Genomic DNA, 20148 nt, shown 5'->3' on the forward strand with positions numbered 1-20148 from the left:
CCATGACCACCTCCGCCCCGCCGCGGCGCCCGGCCGTCCGCCGCACCACCCCGTCCAAGGCGGTCTCCGTCCTGGTCATCGGGGTCCTGCTGGCCGCGCTGCTGGTGTTCTTCGTGCTCCCGGTGATCTGGCTGCTGCTCGCGCCGACCAAGACCGCCGGCCAGATCGTGCACGACAACCCGCTGTCGTTCGGCTCCTTCCACCAGGTCGGCACCGCCTGGCGGCACCTGTACGACTTCCAGGACCACGCGCTGCTGACGTGGCTGCGCAACTCCGCGGTCTACTCGCTCGGTTCGCTGGTGCTCACCCTGGCCACCAGCCTGCCGGCCGGCTACGCGCTGGCGCTGACCCGCTTCCGCGGCCGCAAGATGCTGCTGATCACCACCCTGGTCACCATGATCATGCCGTCGGCCACCCTGGTGCTGCCGATCTTCCTGGAGCTCAACCGCTTCCACCTGATCGGCACCGTCTGGTCGGTGATCCTGCCGTTCTCCTTCTACCCGTTCGGCGTGTACCTGGTCTACATCTACTTCGCCACCAGCCTGCCGCGCGACCTGCTCGCCGCCGCCCGCATGGACGGCTGCTCGCAGTGGCAGCTCTTCACCAAGATCGCGCTGCCGCTGGCCAGGCCGGTGATCGGGCTGGTCGCGTTCTTCAGCTTCGTCGGCAACTGGAACAACTTCTTCCTGCCCTACCTCGTGCTGCCCAACAGCGACGAGTTCCCGATCCAGGTGGGCCTGAACCAACTGCTCACCTCCACCCCGTCGTTCAACCCGGTGGCCGGCGCCGGGCTGAACATCACCATCCCCGAACTGTCGCTGGCGATCATCGTCGCGATCCTGCCGGTGCTGGTGCTCTTCCTCTTCTCCCAGCGCACCCTCGTCTCCGGGATGCTCGCCGGCGCGACCAAGGAATGACCCGGGGGAGCCGGAACACCGCCGGGCACCACCACCCGGAACACCTCGAATCAACGAAGCCTCGGGAGTGACACACGCATGAAGAAAACCAGACCGCGCCCCCGCAGTCTCACCGTCAGCGCGGGCGCCGCCGTCGCCCTGCTCGCAGGATTCCTGTCCACCGGCTGGGCGGCCGCGTCCGCCCCGGCGCACTCGGCCCCCCGCGCCGTCACCTTCTCCGTCGCCCCCGACGGGCGCGGCTCGGCCTGCTCGCCGCACGACCCCTGCTCGCTGACCACCGCCCAGGGCAAGGTGCGCGCCGCGACCCGCGGCGCGCACTCCGACATCGATGTGGTGCTGGCCGGGGGCACGTACCGGCTCGACCGGACCTTCGCCCTCGACGCCGCGAAGGGCGACGGCGGGCAGTCGGGCCACGGCGTCACCTACGAGGCCGCGCCCGGCGCGCACCCCGTCCTCAGCGGCGGCGAGCAGGTCGACGGCTGGCAGCAGGGCGCGGACGGCGTCTGGCAGGCCAAGGTGCCGGCCGGCACCGACACCCGTCAGCTGTACGTCGACGGAGTACGCGGGGTGCGCGCCCGCGGCGCCGCACCGACCGGCTTCACCCGGACCGCCACCGGCTACACCACCTCCGACACCACCCTGGACAGCTGGAAGAACATCTCCGACGTCCAGTTCGGCTACACCGTCGGCTGGACCGAGATGTCCTGCGGCGTGGCGTCGGTTTCGGGGACCACGGTCACCATGGACCAGCCCTGCTTCGACAACTCGACCAGGAAGCCGTACGGCGTCAACGCCAACCTCCCCGACTACGTCGTCAACGCCAAGGAACTGCTGGACGACCCGGGCGAGTGGTACCTCGACAAGCCCGCGCACACCCTCTACTACAAGCCCCGTCCGGGCCAGAACCTCAAGGCCGCCGACGTCGAGATACCGCGGCTGCAGACCCTGGTGTCCGGAACCGGCACCAAGTCCCGCCCCCTGACCGGGCTTTCGTTCACCGGCATCTCCTTCGAGTACGGCGGCTGGACGGAGCCCGACGGCGCCGACGGCTTCTCCGAGGTGCAGGCCAACATGCGGCTGACCGGTGCCGACGCCTGGGAGAAGCAGGGCTCCTGCGACCGGTACTCCTCCACCGACCCCGGCACCTGCCCGTACGGGAACTGGACGATGACGCCAGGCAACGTCGTCTTCGACCACACCGAGGGGCTGAGCATCACCGGCAGCACCTTCCAGCACCTGGGCGCGGCCGGACTGCAACTGGGCCGCGACGTCGATGACTCCACGCTCACCGGCAACGTGTTCACCGACATCTCCGGCAACGGCGTCGAGATCGGCAACGGTGCCGACGCCGCCCCCGCGGACGTCTCCCTGCTGCCCGCCCGCAACACCGTCGCCGACAACTGGGTGCACAACGTCGCGGTGGAGTACACCGGCGGCGTCGGCATCTTCCAGAGCTACACGCGCGACGACGTGATCGAGCACAACCAGGTCAACGACGTCCCGTACAGCGGCATCAGCTCCAACTGGGGCTGGGGTCACACCCCGACGAAGTCCGGCGGGAACAAGATCCTGAACAACCTGGTCTTCGACGCCATGCAGCTGCGCTCGGACGGCGGCGGCATCTACGTCCTGGGCCAGGAGGGCGACTCGCTCGCCGGCGGCCTGCTGATCAGCGGCAACGTCGTCCGCAACGGCAACGGGGCGGACGGCGGCCACGCCATCTACACCGACGGCGGCAGCACCGACATCACCATGACCGGCAACGCCATGTTCGCCAACGGCACGTTCTCGATGGGCGGTTGCAAGGAGGACGCCCTTCCCTACGGGAACTTCTCCTTCACCGGCAACTACGTGGAGAACACCACACCGGACTGGCCGTGCGGCACCCCGGACAACCTGACGCTGGACAACACGCAGGTCGCCGCCGACGGCACCGGCGTGCCGGCCTCGCTCATCGCCGATGCCGGGCTGGAGCCGCGGTACGCCCACCTGGCGGCGGCGCCCGCGGGCACCGCTCCGAAGAACCTCGCGCTGGGCAAGCCCGTCCAGGCGCAGTTCGTGGACGGCAGCCCCGCCGCCCTCCAGCCGGGGACCAAGCTGTCCAGCGCCACCGACGGTGACCCCGGCACCTGGGTACAGGCCAGCGGCCAGTTCCGCTGGCAGCTGGTGGTGGACCTGAGGAAGGCGAGCACGCTCGGCTCGGTGACCGTCGGGATGCCCGCACCGCACTTCGCCACCGACTTCCACGTGGACGTCTCCACCGACGGCACCGTGTGGAAGACGGCCGGCACCGTCCACGGCGCCAACTGGGGGACGATCCCGGTGCAGTTCGCCTCGCCGCTCACCGCGCGGTACCTGCGGATCGTCGCCGACAAGCCCGACGACGGCGGACAGCGCGGCGACCAGATGGCCATCAGCGAGGTCGGCGCGTACGCACCCGTGCGGGGAAACGCCGACCTGGCGCTGAACGCCCCTGCCCAGGCGCTGTTCATCGACCGCACCCAGGCGGACATGCAGCCCGACTCGCTGCCGTCGTACGCCACCGACGGCGACCCCGGCACCTGGGCGCAGGCCACCGGCCAGTACCGCTGGATCGAGCAGGTCGACCTGCGCACGCCGCAGTCGGTGGACCTGGTCACGCTGTTGCAGCCGGACGGCAAGTTCGCCACCGACTTCCACGTCGACGTCTCCGGCGACGGCTCGACCTGGTACACGGTCGCCCGCCACTCCGGCAGTCTGGACGGCCTCACCGGCGTACAGCTCGACAAACCGGTGACGGCCCGCTACCTCCGGCTCATCGCCGACCGCCCCGACCAGGGCGGCCAGACCGGCGGCCAGATGGCGGTCAGCGAACTGGCCGTCTACGGCCTGGCCACCAGGTAGCGCGAAACGGAAGCAGCCGGTACCGGGGGGTGGGGCGGGGACGCGCAAGGAGTCCCCGCCTCACGCGCCATCTGCCTCTCGGGTCTGCGGCATGCCGCGCCCCACCAGGTAGCGCCGGAAGCCCTGGGCGAGTGGTTGGTAGCCGCAGTCCCGGTAGAAGGTGTGCGCCTCGGGTCCGTCTGCGGCCAGGAGCTGGATCTTGTAGCAGTTTGCGGATTCGGCGAGTTGTCCGGCCGCGTCCATCAGCAGTCTGCCGATGCCTCGCCGGCGATGGGCCTGGGCGACCACGACGTTCTCCACGAACATGATTGATCGCGCACTGCGGGTGAGGTTGGGCAGCACGGTGCAGTCCGCGGTGCCCGCAAGCGTGTCGTCCAGAGCCGCGACCAGTACGGTGCGGCCTTGCTGGTGGCGGACGGCTGCCCAGATGTCCTCCGCCGTGGCCCCCGTGAGCGGTTCGTCATCGGGATTGAGCTCGCCGTAGAGCGCCAGCAACGACGGCAGGTCGGATTCGGCGGCCGGGCGGATGGTGAGCGTCATGCTCTGAAGCCTATGAAGGGGCGCCGGTATCGCGGGGCCGGGCTTCAGGTTGTGTCGGGCAGGCGTCTGCCGCCCCGGCATCTGTCCTTATCAGCCGCCCAACCGCCGGGAGTTGCCGGCCGGCGCCTACCGCCTCTGCATCCGCCTGCGGATGTTGTTCTTCATGTGGCCGATGATCACGAGCCCGATCACGGCCACCCCAAGCACGACCTCGGAGATGCCGGTGATCACCATGCCCGCCAGGAGGAGGCCGATGCCCGCGCCGACCAGGAGAATCGGACCCGCCACCACGACCACGACGGCGACAGCGTCTCCCTTGCCGGGGACTGCCCAGCTGGTCAGGGCGTACCGTGCGGCCCAGTACCAGAAGGCCGCAACCTCCAGGCCCACGACGGCAAACGTCAGGCCCACTTCTGCTATCCCATGCATGAAGGCATCGTGGCCGCCTGCTGGTTCCAGCACATGAGCACGCGCACTCATCAAGGCCGGGAGGCCCGCTCTCTGGGCGGGCGCCGGCCCGGGTACCGGGGCAGACCCCCGGATCGGGTCGGTTCGGACGTTCCACGGACTGCAACCGCCGCTCGGTCAGCACGCGCTCGTGGTGAGCCGCCTGTCGGCGGTGCTGCGGGACCGGCTCCAGGACGCGGGCGTACAGCGCAACAATGACGGCGCTGACCTCGACGAGTCCGCCGACACCGCACGGCGGGCGGTGGCTCTCGCTTCCTCCGGCGATCTGGACCGCGCGTACGCGCTGACGTGGACCGGACCGGACCGGCGGACGGACCCGCCGGCGATGACTCCCGCGCCGGCCGCCGCCGCGCCGCCGCGGCCGCCGCCGGTACGATCACGGTGCGGGGCGAAGAGTTGAGGGGGCGGTCGTGGAGGGCGCGCGGGAGGCGGGCGGATGGCCGGATGCGGTTGGCGACACGGCGCTCACCATCAGGGTTCCGGAGGCCGACCCGCTGGTCAGAACCGGGTTCCCCGCGCATGTGACCGTGCTCTACCCGTTCGTGCACGAGAGCCGTATCGACGCCGGGACCGAGCGCGAACTGTCCGACCTGTTCGCCGGGCACGACGAGTTCACCTTGGCCTTCACGGAGGTCGGCCGCTACCCCGGCGTGCTCTACCTCGACCCGTCGCCGCACGCCCCGGTCGTCGCGCTGACCGAGGCGCTCGTGCGGTGCCGGCCGGAAGCGGTGCCCTACCGCGGGGTCTTCGGCGCCGGGCTCCCGCCGCATCTGACCCTCGCCGTCAGCGACGGCCCCGCCGGCCGGGCCGCCGCGCACGACGCGTGGGAGGCCGTGGTCACCGCCGCGCTGCCGGTCACCTGCCGGGTCAGCGACGTACGGCTGATCGTCTGGGACGGCACGCGCTGGCAGGACCGGGCCGCGTACCGCCTTCGGCCGTGAACGGCCCGCAACCCGCGCGCGGTGCCGCGGTTGGCGGCCAGCCGGGCGCGGTGGCGGTGCACGGAGGCCCGTAGCCGGCGAACGGGCCACCGGCGGTCAGCCCAGCCGCCACAGGGCGCCGCCGCCCGCAAGCACCAGCAGGCAGAACGCGAGATGGGTCCGCCAGTACGTGCGGCAGATCGCGACGAACTCACGGATCATCGCGCTGGGCCAGAAGTACGCGGCCGTGGGCGAGCCCACCACGTTGCCCCGGACACCGACCCGGCGGGCCGTCAGCGCCGCGCGGAAGGCGTGGTAGTTGTTCGTGACGATCACACACCGGTAGTCCGGCTTCGACTCCTCCATGATGGATCGGCTGAAGCGCAGGTTCTCCTCCGTGGACGTCGAGCGGTCCTCGCGCTGGATCAGCGCGGCCGGGAAGCCGCGTGCCACCAGGTAGTCCGCCATGGCGTGCGACTCGGGCAGCTTCTCGTCCGGGCCCTGCCCGCCGGAGGTGAGCAGCACCGGCTGCCTGCCGCGCCGCGAGAGCCTGCCGTGCACGGCGCGGGCCCGCTCCAGCCGACTGGCCAGCAGCGGCGGCACCTCGGAACCGCCCACCAGTCCGGAGCCGAGGACCACCACGTAGTCCGCCCTGCGGCGGAGGTTGAGGCGCCCGTAGACGAACGCGTAGACGACGAAGCACACGAAGAGGAAGCCCGCGTAGCCGGTCAGCGCGACGGCTGTCGCCGTCAGGGTTGTCAGGGTCCGGCCGCGGAGCACCGCCGTGGCGACCGACAGCGCGGCCAGCGACGCCAGGGCGACACCGGTCATCAGGGACAGCAGGCCGGCGGCCCCCACTCCTTCCTTGCGGATCATGGTGAGGCCGTTGAGGACCAGGAAGCACGCCAGCGTGACGATGCCGAGCAGCGCGAAGACGAGCAGCGTGACGCCGACCCGCCCGTCCCGCACCGGATGCGACTGGTGCAGCCGGTAGGTCCAGCCGCCGGCGGCCAGGAGGAGGGAGAGCCCCAGGAACACCGCGTTGCTGAAGCGGCGCCGCTCGCGCAGCACACCGACGACGAAGACGAGGAAGCACACGAACGCTGGAGCGTAAGGCAGGAGCATATGCAGATGGTAGGCAGGCCGCAGGGGCGGTACGGCACCGCTCGAAGAGGGAAGCGGGTGACGTCAGTTCACGGCCTCCTTGGCGGCGGCCTCGCCAGGCCGCGCCCGGCACGGAGGGCCGCCCGCTCCCGGCATGGAGGCACGCCCGCCTCGACGCGAAGTCGCGCCGTCTCCCGACACAGAAGCACGCCCGCCCCACATAGATCCGACCGCTGCGCGATCCATTGACGTGCCCCTGCCGCATGGCTAGCTTCACTGAGAGCGCTCTCCCTCGTGGGCGTCCTCACGCGCCCGTGAGCCTCGGAGGTAACCCCCCATGTACGCACTCGAATCAGCAGGCGTTCCATCTCCGTTCGGCCTGACAACGTTGTCCACCCCTCTCGGTCACTCCGGAGTCGCGCTCCCGTGCAGTCTGACAACGTTGTCAAACTTACGAGTAGAGGAGAAGTACCCGCGATGACACGACTGTCGAGACCACCCGGAAGGGCCGTGATCGGCGTGCTCGCCGCCGCCGCGCTGGCCGTGGCCGGAATGAGCACCGCCGCGTCGGCGGCCGGGAAGGCCGCGCTCGTCACCTCGCCGGCCACCCTGGTCAACCCGCTGATCGGGACCTCGAACCAGGCCGACGACTTCCCCGGCGCGGACGTGCCGTTCGGCATGGTCCAGTGGAGCCCGGACACACCGTCGCGTCCCTCCGGCGGCGGCTACGAGTACAACGACTCGTCGATCACCGGCTTCAGCCTGACCCACATCGCGGGGCCCGGCTGCGGCGCGGCGGGCGACATACCGGTGCTGCCCACCGTGGGCGCGGTCAACTCCGGTGCCACCGACGCGTTCTCGCACGCCGACGAGTCGGCGACGGCCGGTTCCTACAAGGTCGCCCTCAACAACCAGGTGACCACCGAGCTGACCGCCACCACCCGCAGCGGGATGGCGCGCTTCACGTTCCCCTCGACCAGCCAGGCCAACCTGATCTTCAAGCTGACCGGCAGCCAGAACGGCGACTCGGCGACGCAGTTCACCAAGGTGTCGAGCACCGAGGTCAGCGGGCAGGTCACCAGCGGCCACTTCTGCGGCGCGGGCAACACGTACACCGTGTACTTCGACATGCTCTTCGACCAGCCGTTCGCCTCCCAGGGCAGCTCGGCCGCCAAGCCGTCGGCCACCACCCCCACGACGTCGGGCGCGTCCAAGAACGCCGCCGAGAAGCCCAACAAGCCGGTCCTGCACGGCAAGACGACCGGCACCTCGACGGGTACCTCTAAGGGCGCCGCGTCCCCCGACGCGGCCTCACCGGACGCCGCCGCCTCCAACGGCTACGTCACCTTCAACGCCACCTCCAACCACGTCGTGCAGGCCAAGGTCGGCGTCTCCTACGTGTCGGTCGCCAACGCGGCGGCCAACCGCACTGCGGAGAACAGCGGTTGGAACTTCGACGCGACCCGTACCGCGGCGCAGAACTCCTGGAACACCCTGCTCGGCAGGGCGCAGATCGGCGGCGGCACCGCGGCGCAGCAGCAGACCTTCTACACCGCGCTCTACCACTCCCTGCTGCACCCGAACGTGATCAGCGACACCAACGGCCAGTACTACGGCTTCGACGGCAAGACGCACACCGTGGACGCCGGGCACGCCGCGGCCTACGCGAACTACTCGGGCTGGGACATCTACCGCTCGCAGGCCCAACTCGAAGCGCTGATCGCCCCGCAGGCGGCCTCCGACACCGCGCAGTCGATGGTCGACGACTACGCGCAGACCGGCCGGTTCCCCAAGTGGTCGGAGAACAACGGCGAGTCGTACGTCATGGTCGGTGACCCGGCGGACGCCATCCTCGCGGACTACCACGCCTTCGGCGCCACGAACTTCGACACCGGCACCGCGCTGGCCGACATGGTCGCCGAGGCGAGCAAGGCCAACAACAACCGGCCGGGTCTGAACTACCTGAGCTCGCCCGGGTACATGCCGCACGACGGCAGCTACGGCTGCTGCAACTTCTACGGCCCGGTGGCCACCACGCTGGAGTACGACACCGCCGACTTCGCGCTCTCCGCGATGGCCGGCCGGCTCGGCGACAGCGCGAACCAGAAGACGTACGCCAACCGCGCGCAGGACTGGCGCAACGTGCTCAACCCGGCCTCCGGCTTCGTCGAGCCGCGTAACGCCAACGGCTCGTGGACCGGCGGCTTCGACCCGACCAGCGGCACCGACATGGTCGAGGCCGACTCCTGGATCTACACCGGGATGGTGCCCTTCGACGTCGGCGGCCTGGCCAAGGCCAAGGGCGGCAACGCCGCCATGAACGACTACCTCGACACCACGCTGCGCAGCTTCACCGGCGCCAACGGCTACGCGTGGGTCGGCAACGAGCCGAGCATCGAACTGCCGTGGGAGTACGACTACACCGGCGAGCCGTACAAGACGCAGAGCACCGTGCGGGCGGTCCAGGACCAGATCTGGGCCGACACTCCGAGCGGCCTCGCGGACGGCAACGACGACCTGGGCGCGATGAGCGCCTGGTACGTCTGGTCCGCGCTCGGCATGTACCCCGAGACCCCGGGAACGTCCGATCTCGCCCTGGGCTCACCGCTGTTCACCCAGGCCGTGGTCACGCTGCCGTCCGGCAAGTCGCTGACGATCAACGGCAACGGCGCCGCGGACAACGCACCCTACGTGCAGTCGGCGACCTGGAACGGCGCCGCCTGGAACAACGCCTACGCGCCCACCACGGCGATCACCGCGGGCGGCACGCTGAACTTCACGCTCGGCACCAGCGCCAACACCTCCTGGGCGAGCGTCGCTTCGGCGGCCCCGCCCTCCTACGCCGGTGACACGTCGGCGCCGGCCTCGCCGCGGATCGGCGCGATCGGCGCCGGCGTCGGGTCCGACCTGTGCGTGGACGACGCGAACTCCTCCACCGCCGACGGCAGCCACGTCCAGATCTGGGGCTGCGACAGCACCTACGCCCAGGACTGGATCGTCGCCGCCGACAGCTCGCTGCGGACCCTCGGCAAGTGCCTGGACGTCAACCAGAGCGGGACCACCAACGGCACCCTGGTCCAGCTGTGGACGTGCAACGGCAGCGGCGCCCAGAAGTGGACGGCGGGCGCCAACGGCTCGCTGGTCAACCCGCAGTCCGGGCTGTGTCTCGACGTCCCGAACTCGTCCACGGCCAACGGCACCCAGCTCCAGCTCTACACCTGCAACGCCACCGGCGCCCAGCGCTGGACGCTGCCGGGCTGAGCGCGCGCCCGGCACACCGGAGAAACGAAACCCCGTGAGACAGCGGGCCCCGCGACGCGCCGAAGGGTGCGTCGCGGGGCCCGCCGCAGTACCCGACGGCGCCGGCCGGACGTCACCGCCCGGCCCGGTCGGTGAGGATCTCGCGGGCTGCCCGGGCACCGGAGGCCATCGCGCCCTGGACGGAACCGGTGGCGCGGTGGTCGCCGCAGACGTAGCGGCCGGGGGAGTGGCGGGTGGTGCGGCTGAGCGGCCACGGCGGGGTCATCGCGGGCAGCGCCTCGGCGATCGGGTAGACGGCCACCGGCTCCCAGCCGGCGGTGTCCGTCTCGTACAGCTCGGCGAGCACCCTGCGCACCTCCGCCTCCCGGCCTGACTCCCAGCTCGCCTCCCGGTCCGCCGTCGCGTCCCGCCGGTCGTCCGCGCCGAGCACCGACGTGGACACCAGGGCCCGGCCGCGCGGCGCGTAGCCCGGGCCGACCTCGCTGAGCACCACCGTGTTCAGGACCCGCCGCGCGGTGTCGGTGACCAGCGTCGGTTCGGCCAGCGGGCTGGTGGGGGCGGCGTGGTAGTACGTCGTGACCGAGCGGGTCGGCGGCACGTCGAGGCCCGGCAGCAGCTCGGCCGCCGCCCCCGGCCCGGTGGCGACCACCACCGCGGGCGCGGTCCACTCGTCCCCGTATGCCGTCAGCACACCGTCGTCGGTCAGCCGTTCCACCGGCGTGCCCAGCCGCACGGTCCCGTCGGGCAGCGCGGCGGCCAGCTGCTCGGGCACCGCGGCCACGCCCGCCGCGGGCAGGCACAGCGTGCCGCGCGTCATGGAGCGCCAGACCAGGTGGAAGAACCGGCTGGAGGTCTCCAGCTCGTCCTCCAGGAAGACTCCGGACAGGAACGGCCGGAACAGCGTCTCCACCAGGTCCTCGCTGATCGCCGCGTCGGCCAGCGCCGTGCGTGTCGTCCGGTCCGCGGCGCGCTTGAGGACCCGTGGCGGCGCCAGCAGGTCCCGCCCGGTCAGCATCGCCAGGGCCGCGAGGTCGCGCGCCGAGGCCAGCCGCCCGGGCAGCAGGTCGGCGGCCAGCCGCGGCGTACGGGTGGGGTCGGCGAACCGCAGCCGTCCCCGGGGGGTGTGCAGCAGGACACCGGGGGTGAACGGACGCAGCTGCAGCTCCTTGAGGCGAAGGCGGCTGCGCAGCTGCGGATACGAGGTGTTGACCACCTGGAAGCCGCGGTCGAAGCGGAATCCGTCGCGCGCATCGGTGCGCATCCGGCCGCCCACCGCGTCCAACGCCTCCAGAGCCCGCACCCGCAGCCCGGCCGCCACCAGGTCCTGCGCGCACGCGAGACCGGCCACCCCCGTCCCCACGACCAGCACGTCCGCCGTCTCCGTCACCGCCACCACTCCCTCTCCGCTCGCCCGCCGCCGCCCCGCGGGCCCTGCCCCCAGTCCAGCACCGAGTGCCCCCATGACGTCGGAGGCGTGGCCCGAACCGCCCGCCGGGACGCGGGGTTCGGGCCACGGGTCGGTGGCGCACCTGACGCCTCGGGGACGGCAGCCCCGGCCGCCGCGAGCTCAGCGCACCGTGGTCAGGAGGAGCAGGTGCGAACGGCGGGGTGGCCGGGAAGGTAGCGGGCGAGCTCGTCCGGGGTGAGGTCGCGTCCGACGGCGCGGCAGATCTGGGCGATGGCCTGCGCGGGGCCGGGCGAGCCGGCGCGCCACAGACGCGTGCGGCCCGCCGCGCCACCGGTGGCCAGCACCGTTCCGTCCGGGCTGAACGCCAGGAACGTCACCTGGCCGCCGCCGTCGTCGTAGGTGGTGCGCACACGGGCGGTGGCCAGGTCCCAGACGTGTACCGTGCCGTCGTCGTGGCCGACGGCCAGCGACCGGCCGTCGGGGGAGAACGCGACCGTGCTCGCGGGCAGCGTGTCGGCCGCCAAGGTGGCCCGCGCCTTCCCCGTCGCCACGTCCAGGAGCTGGACGTAGCCGTCGGGCCGTGTGACGGCGATCGTGCGGCTGTCGGGACTGAAGGCGAAGGACGCGGATCGCGCGGCATACCAGACCGCGAGATCGTCACGCGTCGGGATGCTGCGGCGGGCTCTGCCGGTACGCCCTTCAACCAGGTGGAGGCGTCCGCTCGCCTGTACGCCCAGCGTCCTGCCGTCCGGGCTGAGGACCAGCTCCTGATGGGGCCGGGAGGTCGGGAAGGACGGCGGGTCGGGCTCGGCGTGGCCGGTGCTTGTGTCCCAGGTCCGGGCCGTCCATGGGGCGTGCTTCCTTGACGGCATGAGGTCGGCGGTCAGCCGGGTGCCGTCCGGGCTGAACACGGCGCCGTCGGGGACACCGTCGGGAAGTGCGAGCACGCGATGCGTGCGGGTGGCCAGGTTCCAGAGAGTCAGCGTGTCCGGCCGGTCGTCCAGCACGGCCAGCCACGGCCCGCGGGGTGCGGCGAACAGGGCCCGCGGCGCCGGGCCTTGGGAGGGCAGGTTTCCGGCGTCCTTGCCGGTCCGGGTGTCGGTCAGCCGGATGCCTCCGCCGCGTTCGGTGACGGCCAGCAGCCTGCCGTCGTCCGCGAGCGCGCCGACCGGGCCGCCGGGGGCGCCGGGGTCGCCGGCGTCGACGGACGCGTACGGATGCGAGGCCGCGGTGTCGAACACCCGCACGTCGCCCCCGCTGTCACCGGCCGCCAGCTGCCGTCCGTCGGCGCTGAAGGCGAGTCGCGTGGTGAGCGGCCCAGAGCCGGGGTCCGCGCCCTCGGCCGTCGCCGCGCGCAGGGTCTGGCCGCGGTGCGTGTCCATGTTCACCAGCGACACCGCGCCGTCGGCGCCGGCCGCGGCGAGCGCGGAGCCGTCCGGGGCGAAGGCCAGCGCGGTGATCGGCAGGCTGCCCTGGCTGACGACGGCACGGACCGAAGTGGACGTTCCGTCGGCCGTCCCCCAGAGGCGGACGCCGGCGCCGTCATCGACGGCGAGTTGGCGTCCGTCGGGGCTGAAGGCGGCGACGGCGGGAGCCGCGTCGGGCCGGATCGTGATCGTCGATCCGCCGGTCGCGGTGTCCCAGACGCGGATACGGCTGGTGTTCTCGCCCCCCTTCGTCCAGCCGGTGGCGGTGGCGATCAGCCGCCCGTCTGGGCTGATCGCCAGGGTCGCCGAGCCGACGTCCGCCAGCCAATCGCCCTCGGCCGTCAGCTCCTGCGTGCGCGGGGCGATCGGGGGACGGACGACGGCGTGGATCCGGCCGGTGCGGACATCGCGGACCGTGATGTCCGGGTCGCCGTAGGGGACACCGTCCTTGACGTCGGCCTCGACCGGCCGGCCGGCCACCGTCTGGGTGCGCCCGTCCGCGCTGAGCCTGGTGTCCTTCGGCGGGCCGCCGCCGGCCAGCAGTTGGCTTGACCGGCCGGTGGTGATGTCGGTGGAGTGCGCCCCGCCGCGGGCGTCGGTGGTGATCAGGGTGCGGGAGTCGCCGAAGGCCAGGCCGGTGATGACCGGCAGGGCACGGTTGACCGCGGCCGGGGTGCTCGGCGGTGACTGCTCGGCGGCGACGGCGATGGGCGGCAGAGCGCGGACGGTACCGGTCGCGGTGTCGGCGCAGCGGACCTGCCAGCTCTCCTCGCTCCAGCAGAGCGTCCGCCCGTCGGGCGCGAACGCCTCCGCGGTGACGGCCTGGTCGCCGTGCAGCCGCAGCCGCAGCGGATCGGCCGCCGCGGCGTACAGGGCCACCTCCGCCTCGTCCGTGGGCCGGGTGCCGTAGGCCTCGACGGCCAGCAGGGCGCTGAGGTCGGGGTCTGTTCGGGCCGCCGCGCCGGAGTCCGCCGCGAGCTGCCGGGAGAGGGCGACCTGCTGGGCGGCCACCGCGCGGGCGCGTGCCCGGTCCGCGGTCGTGCGCTGCCGGACGGCCGTCACCGCTGCCAGCAGTGCGAGGCAGAGCAGCACCGACAGGGCCGCGGTCAGCAGCCACATGCGGCGGGCGGTACGCGACCGGACGCGCTGCCGCTTCTCGCGTGCCTCCCGGCTGGCGGCCAGGAACCGGCGTTCCAGGGTGGTCAGTTCACCAGCGCCCGAGTCCGCCGGGCCCCCTTCCCCTTCTCCGGCCGCGTCCGTGCCGGAGGACGGGAAGGCGTCGACCGCCGCATCGAGCCGGCCGCCGCGCAGCAGAGCGCCGGGGTCGTGGTCGAGCGCGGCCCACAGCGCCGCCGCGTCGGTGAGGCTCCGGTGGTGGCGGAGCCTCTCCCGGCCGCGGTCGATCCAGTCGCGGTAGCGGGGCCAGGCGGAGATGACCGCGTCGTGGGCGAGGTTGACGGTCTGGTCGTCGGAGACCAGGAGCCGTGCGCGCAGCAGTTTCTCGACCACTTTCCCGGCGTCGGGTGCGATGGTGTCCAGCTCGGCCCGGTCGGTCGGGCGGCGGGTGTCAGGGACGCCGTCGCCCGGACTGACCAGGCGCAGCAGGATGTTGCGCGCCAGCGCGGCCTGCGCGGTCGGCAGAGCGTTGTACACGGTCTCGGCCGTCGTGGTGATGGCCCCGTCGACGCCGCCGGCCGCCTCGTACATCGCCTCGGTCAGCGCCCGCCCGCGGCGGCGCCGCCAGGTCTCCAGCAGCGCGTGGGACAGCAGCGGCAGGCTTCCCGGCTCCCGTGCGGCCTCCTTGATCAGCCGTGCGGTCAGCGTGCGTTCGACGATGAGTCCGGCTGCCGCCGCCGGACGCACGACCACCTGGCGCAGCGCGGCCGGTTCCATCGGTCCGACCAGGACGGTCGCGTCGCGCAGCGCCGCTGCCAGCGCCGGGTGCTGGGCGAGGCGGCCGAGGAAGTCCGCGCGGATGCCGATCACCACGCGCAGGCTGCCGCCCTCCGCGGCGCCGGCGACCGCGTCGAGGAAGCCGGCGCGCTCCTCAGGGCCGGCGGTGAGGGTGAAGACCTCCTCGAACTGGTCGATGATCACGATGGTGTCGCCCGGGCCCGGTGCGGGCTCGAGCAGCGCGCCGTGAGTGCCGGCCGGACGGTTCCCCGGGGTGAGGAGGCGCACCGCCGCCGGTGGCCGTCCGCCGATGCCGTCCTGCCGCAGGGCGGGGATCAGGCCGGCCCGCAGCAGCGAGGACTTCCCGCTCCCCGAGGCCCCCACCACGGCCACCACGCGGTGCCGCCCGACCTGTTCCGCCAGGTGCCGCGTCAGGTCCTCGCGGCCGAAGAACAGGTCCCGGTCACCGGGTTCGAAGCGTGCCAGCCCCCGGTAAGGGGGATCGGCGCCGTCGTCCCGGCGGGGATCCGCGGCGGCCGCCGCGGCGAGCGCGCGCGAGACCTCGTGCCACCGCTGCTCCCACACCTCGGCCTCACCGCCGCAGACCGCCGCGTAGGACAGCACCACGGGCAGCGACGCCAGCTGCTCGCCGCCCGCGGCCTGCGACAGCGTGCTGGACGAGAAGGCGGACGCGGCGGCCATCTTCCGGTAGGTGATCCCGGCGCCCGCACGCAACTCCCTGAGTTCCTGCGCGAACTGCGCCACCGGGCCGCCGGCGTCATCCAGCGGCCGTTCAGGACGACCCATCCCCGTACCCCGTCAGTCCTCGCGCCACGCCCCGGCGTGCCCCCGCACGGCCCCCGGCACCACGGTAGCGAGTTGTTCACCCTGGCAGCAGGTGCTTGCCGGACAACCATCAGGCCCGCAGCGTCGGTTGAGGCAGACGCAGGACGTCGGACACGAACGGGGGGTCGGGCTGTGCCCGTCTCAAGGGGAATGAAGATCGGCATTGTCGGCGCCGTATGCGCAGGGATGCTCGGCGCGGCCGGATACGGCGCCTACAACGTGTACACCTCGCTTGGCGACATGACCGGTTCCGGGCACGGGAGGGCTGCCGGCACCGCGGGTGCCACCGCCCGGGCCGTCGCCGAGCCGCTGTCCGCACGGCAGATCGCCGACAGCGCCAACGCCTTTCTGGCGGCGTGGAGCGCCGGCGACCTCGCCGAGGCGGCCGCGCTGACGGACTCCGCGCAGGACGCGGCCACCGGCCTGACCGACTTCGGATCCCAGGGCCACATCAGCTCCGTCAAGCTCACCGGCATCAAGCCCGGGAGCGGCGGCGCCTCGTTCACGGTCGCGGCACACGTCGACTACCGCGGCCGGACCTCGACCTGGACGTACCCCTCCGCTCTCACCGTGCGCCGCGGCGCGGACGGGAAGCCGGCCGTCGCATGGGCGCCCTCGGTGCTGCACCCGGGGCTGGTGGCCGGTGACTCGATCGTGACCCGCGCCGCGCAGTCGCCCGGCATCGACGTCACCGACCGGCACGGCACGGTGCTCACCGGCAGCCGGTTCCCGTCGCTGACCCGGATCATCGCCGACATCGCGGACCAGCACGGCGACCAGGTCAGCGGTGGCACCACCGGCATCGGCACGTACGTGGTCCACAGCGACGGCTCGACCGGAGCCCTGCTGCACACCGTGCTGAAGGGCCGGAACAAGAAGCTGCCCACCACGCTCGACGCCCGTCTCCAGGCCGCCGCCGAGAAGGCCGTCGCGGGCCACGACCGGGCCTCGGCCACCGCACTGGACATCCGGGACGGCTCCATCCTCGCCGTCGCCAACACCCCGCCGGAGGGCGAGGACGTCGCCCTCCAGGGCATCGACGCGCCCGGCTCCACCTTCAAGATCGTCACCGCGGCGGCGCTGATCCAGCACAGCGGCATGGAGCCCGGCTCGCCGGCCCCGTGCAGGGCCACCGACAACGTGCCGGAGGGGCGGATCTACCACAACGACTCGGCCGGCCTGCACAACGAGAACGCCGACCTGCGCTGGGACTTCGCCAACTCCTGCAACACCGGCTTCATCGCCCTGGCGCCCCATCTCGGCGCCGCCGCGCTGCGCGCCACGGCTGCGCAGTTCGGACTCACCCAGCCCTGGAACATCGGCACGATCACCCCCAACGACCAGCCGGGCTTCCCCGACGGCCGCGGACCTGACGAGTTCACCTCGGAGATGATCGGACAGGGCGAGGTGGTCGCCAACCCGCTGATCATGGCCTCGATCGCGGCCACCGCCGCGACCGGCAGGTTCAGCCAGCCGCGGATCGTGGCCGGAGACCTCATCGACGGAGTCGTGGACGCCCGCGGCGTCGGCCCGCACGTGTCGGCCGACCTGCGCGAGCTGATGCGCGCGGCCGTCACCAGCGGCACCGCCAGCGGCGTGATGAACGGCTTCGGCCCCGACTCCGGCGCGAAGACCGGCTCCGCCGAGGTCGACGGACAAGCCGCCACGAACGGCTGGTTCACCGCGTTCGCCGGCAACGTGTCCGCCGCGGCGATCGTCCGCGACGCGGGCCACGGCAACACCAGCGCGGGCCCGATCGTGGCGCAGATTCTGGCCGGCCGGTGAGCCGCCGGGCGGCCCGGTCGGGCGGATGGTTCCCCGCGCGACGCGGGTGCGCGGGAGCGGCGTGAAGGCCCCGTGGGGGCTCGCCGGTAAGTGGCGGCGGGCCCCCACGGGGACTGCGTGCGGTCAGAAGCCGGAGTTGCCCGGGCCCCGGGTGACGGTGTAGTTGCCGGGGTTGTTGAGCGCGGCGGACGCGGTACCGCTCACCGACGTGTTGCTGATCGTCATGCCGCCGGTGACGTTGTTGATGTCGATGCCGTAGGTGCCGGCGCCGGTGATCGTGTCGTGGTCGAAGGTGAGGTTGCTGATCTGGTGGCCGTAGGAGAGCAGGACGGCCTGGTAGGAGCTGTCCTTGATGGTGTTGCCCGTGACGTCGACCGGCTGGGTGATGTCGCCCTTGGCGTCGGCGAAGATCCACAGGGCGCCGAGGTCGGAGTTCCAGTTGTAGTTGTGGGAACCGGCGCGGGTCAGGACGTTGTCGCGGATCGTCGTCCGGCCGGAGAAGTTCCCGCCGAAGGCCGTGCTGACGTTGATGCCGGAGCCGAAGGCGACGGTGTCGCTGACGGCGTTGTCCTCCACGACGTTGCCCCCGCCGCCGTACACGCCGATGCCGCCCGCCTGGATCGGCGACTGCGCGGTGTTGTGCGAGACCGTGCAGCCGGTGACGTCGCCGCCCTCGGTGTCGAGGGCGATGTTGTCGTCGCCGGTGTTGCGGACGTTGGACTGCTCGACGCGGGAGCCGGAGGAGCCGCCGTGGAGGTGGATGCCGTCGGCGTAGATGTCGCGGGCACGGACACCGGCGACGTCGAGGCCGTTGGCAGGCACCGCCCACAGGCCGACCTTCGCGTGCTCCATCCACACGCCGAGGACCAGCGAACCGGAGGTGAAGGCGCCCTCGATGGCGGGCGCGCCCTGGTCGTTGTTGCGGAAGGTGTGGTCACCGAATATGGCGAGGTCGGCGATCTGGTTGCGGCCGCCGGTCGCGTACAGGCCGCCGCCGCCGTTCTCCGCGGTGGACTGGATCGTGGAGTACCAGGCTCCGGCGCCGCGCAGCGAGACATTGCTGAGGTTGACCCGGCCGGAGATGGCGTACGTGCCGGCCGGCAGCCACAGGCCCTTGCCGGTGCCGGAGAGCTGGCTGAGCGCGCTGTTCAGCGCGGAGGTGACGTCGGAGCCGCCCGGGTTGATGCCGTACGTGGCCGCCGAGACGTAGCCGGCGGGCATCGCGTAGGCCGGGTCGACGAGTTCGGTGTCGACGGTGTCGATCGTGAAGGTGCCGGCCGCGGTGCTGTCCTTCTGGAACTTCAGCACCGTGCCGGCCGGCCAGGTGGCGGAGTTCTTGTAGCGGACGTCGTCGTAGAAGTGGTGGCCGGTGCCGTCGCCGGGGTTGTTGGTGTCGTAGTAGCCGGCGCCGTACAGCCAGGCGTACTTGTTGGTGAGGGTGAGGTCGGTGACCTTGGCGCTGCCGGCGTAGAGGGCGAGCGGCGCGGTGGTGGCGGTGCCGTCGGCGGTGTCCGGGACGGAGTACCGCACGACCACCGAGTTCGCCGGCTTGGCGAGGGTGATCTGCACGTACTTGCCGGTGCCGGTGAGCTGGACGGCGCTGCGGCCGGTGGCCTCCGCGCTGAGCGAGGGGTAGGCGCGGCTGACCGGCAGGACGCTGCCGTTGGTGGACGAGTCCGCGGCGCGGTACTCGGTGTACGGCAGGGTCGCGCCCTGCGCGGCGAGCGCGGTGCCGCCGTCGACCGACACACCGTCCACCGCGACGTCGCCGGTGTCGCCTGAGTCGTGCTGGAGGCCGATCAGATTGAGGCCGGAGCGCAGCGTGACGGTCTTGGCGGCGGTCAGCCAGCCGCTGCCCGCGGGCAGGCTGATCTGGGAGTTCCTGATGCCGTTGAGGTAGAGCGAGAGGGTCTGCGCGGAGCCGGTGGAGTTGGCGTACGTGACCGAGACGGTGCGGCTGCCGGCCGACGGTACGGCGGTGTCGATCTGCGTCTGGGCGCCCTGCGCGGTGAAGCCGGTGAGGTAGCCGGCGCCCGCGTAGCCGGAGAGCGAGGTGCCGACCGTGGATCCGCCGGTCGCGAAGGCGGTCGCCGCGTCGTAGGTCTGGCCGTCACCGCTGCCGGGCGGTGTCGTGGGCGGGGTGGTGGGCGGCGTCGTGGCGCCGACGGTGACGTTGTCGAGGTTGACGTTGCCGTTGTCGGCGGTGTCGAAGCGGTACGCGACCGCGTTGGCGCCCGACTTCAGGGTCAGGTTCTCGGTGGCGGTGCCCCAGGTGTTCCAGTCGGCGGTCGCCGGCAGCGAGGTGGTGACCGCCTTCGTGCCGTTGACGTAGACCGACAGGGTGCGGATGGAGTTGGTGCCGTTGGCGTACCGCAGCGTGACGGGCGCGCTGCCGGCGTTCGCGGCGGACACCGAGAAGGTGGTGGCGGCGCTGCCCCTGTTGCCGTCGGTGTAGCCGCCGACGAAACCGCTGCCGCTGTATCCGGTGTGGTCGGTGGCGGTCGCGGCGCCGCCGGACAGGGCGGCGGACTCTGCTTCGTAGACGGTGCCGGCGCCGGCCGCCGAGGCGTGCAGCGCCGTCCAGCTGACGAGGGCGGCCAGCAGGGCGAGCAGGGTGACCACCGCGGCGAGCGCTGATCCGGGCAGACGTGTGCCCCGGGAGGTTTCGGGCATGAATGGACTCCGCAGCAGAAGTG

Annotated in this window: 12 protein-coding genes; 6 read left to right on the plus strand and 6 right to left on the minus strand. The window is 72.3% G+C overall.

Annotated elements, in window-relative coordinates; genetic code table 11:
* Positions 1–2: 2 nt before the first annotated feature.
* Positions 3–917 (plus strand): carbohydrate ABC transporter permease, encoded by a 915-nt coding sequence (locus tag ACQPW6_RS35015; protein ID WP_433893744.1) that lies wholly within the window; start codon positions 3–5, stop codon positions 915–917.
* A gap of 78 nt (positions 918–995) precedes the next feature.
* Positions 996–3800, plus strand: coding sequence for a discoidin domain-containing protein (locus ACQPW6_RS35020; protein WP_433893745.1), 2805 nt, complete (start codon positions 996–998; stop codon positions 3798–3800).
* 60 nt (positions 3801–3860) lie between these two features.
* On the opposite strand, the gene ACQPW6_RS35025 is transcribed toward ACQPW6_RS35020, so the two are convergent.
* Positions 3861–4340: an N-acetyltransferase family protein gene (locus ACQPW6_RS35025; protein WP_433893746.1), complete on the minus strand. Its 480-nt coding sequence runs from the start codon at positions 4338–4340 to the stop codon at positions 3861–3863.
* Positions 4341–4466: 126 nt separating this feature from the next.
* Positions 4467–4769, minus strand: coding sequence for a hypothetical protein (locus ACQPW6_RS35030; protein ID WP_433893747.1), 303 nt, complete (start codon positions 4767–4769; stop codon positions 4467–4469).
* Between the two features lie 172 nt (positions 4770–4941).
* On the opposite strand from ACQPW6_RS35030, the gene ACQPW6_RS35035 reads away from it, so the two are divergent.
* Both ACQPW6_RS35035 and ACQPW6_RS35040 read left to right on the plus strand, forming a co-directional pair.
* On the plus strand, positions 4942–5208 hold the full coding sequence (locus ACQPW6_RS35035) for a hypothetical protein (RefSeq protein WP_433893748.1): 267 nt from the start codon (positions 4942–4944) through the stop codon (positions 5206–5208).
* A 10-nt stretch (positions 5209–5218) separates the two neighbouring features.
* Positions 5219–5749 (plus strand): 2'-5' RNA ligase family protein, encoded by a 531-nt coding sequence (locus ACQPW6_RS35040; RefSeq protein ID WP_433893749.1) that lies wholly within the window; start codon positions 5219–5221, stop codon positions 5747–5749.
* Between the two features lie 96 nt (positions 5750–5845).
* On the opposite strand, the gene ACQPW6_RS35045 is transcribed toward ACQPW6_RS35040, so the two are convergent.
* The gene (locus tag ACQPW6_RS35045; protein WP_433893750.1) at positions 5846–6853 is read right to left on the minus strand and encodes a YdcF family protein; all 1008 of its coding nucleotides are present in this window, start codon (positions 6851–6853) and stop codon (positions 5846–5848) included.
* 456 nt (positions 6854–7309) lie between these two features.
* Between ACQPW6_RS35045 and ACQPW6_RS35050 the strand changes: the two genes are divergently transcribed.
* On the plus strand, positions 7310–10093 hold the full coding sequence (locus ACQPW6_RS35050; protein WP_433893751.1) for a lectin: 2784 nt from the start codon (positions 7310–7312) through the stop codon (positions 10091–10093).
* Positions 10094–10205: 112 nt separating this feature from the next.
* On the opposite strand, the gene ACQPW6_RS35055 is transcribed toward ACQPW6_RS35050, so the two are convergent.
* Both ACQPW6_RS35055 and ACQPW6_RS35060 read right to left on the minus strand, forming a co-directional pair.
* A complete protein-coding gene (locus ACQPW6_RS35055) occupies positions 10206–11489 on the minus strand; it encodes an NAD(P)/FAD-dependent oxidoreductase (RefSeq protein WP_433893752.1) in 1284 nt (427 codons plus the stop codon).
* A gap of 185 nt (positions 11490–11674) precedes the next feature.
* Positions 11675–15628, minus strand: coding sequence for a helix-turn-helix domain-containing protein (locus tag ACQPW6_RS35060; protein ID WP_433893753.1), 3954 nt, complete (start codon positions 15626–15628; stop codon positions 11675–11677).
* A gap of 189 nt (positions 15629–15817) precedes the next feature.
* Between ACQPW6_RS35060 and ACQPW6_RS35065 the strand changes: the two genes are divergently transcribed.
* The gene (locus ACQPW6_RS35065) at positions 15818–17452 is read left to right on the plus strand and encodes a penicillin-binding transpeptidase domain-containing protein (RefSeq protein ID WP_433893754.1); all 1635 of its coding nucleotides are present in this window, start codon (positions 15818–15820) and stop codon (positions 17450–17452) included.
* Positions 17453–17575: 123 nt separating this feature from the next.
* On the opposite strand, the gene ACQPW6_RS35070 is transcribed toward ACQPW6_RS35065, so the two are convergent.
* On the minus strand, positions 17576–20125 hold the full coding sequence (locus ACQPW6_RS35070; protein WP_433893755.1) for a right-handed parallel beta-helix repeat-containing protein: 2550 nt from the start codon (positions 20123–20125) through the stop codon (positions 17576–17578).
* Positions 20126–20148: the final 23 nt, after the last annotated feature.

It is taken from the genome of Streptomyces sp. CA-111067, assembly GCF_050956065.1.
In the GTDB taxonomy this organism is placed as follows: Bacteria; Actinomycetota; Actinomycetes; order Streptomycetales; family Streptomycetaceae; genus Actinacidiphila.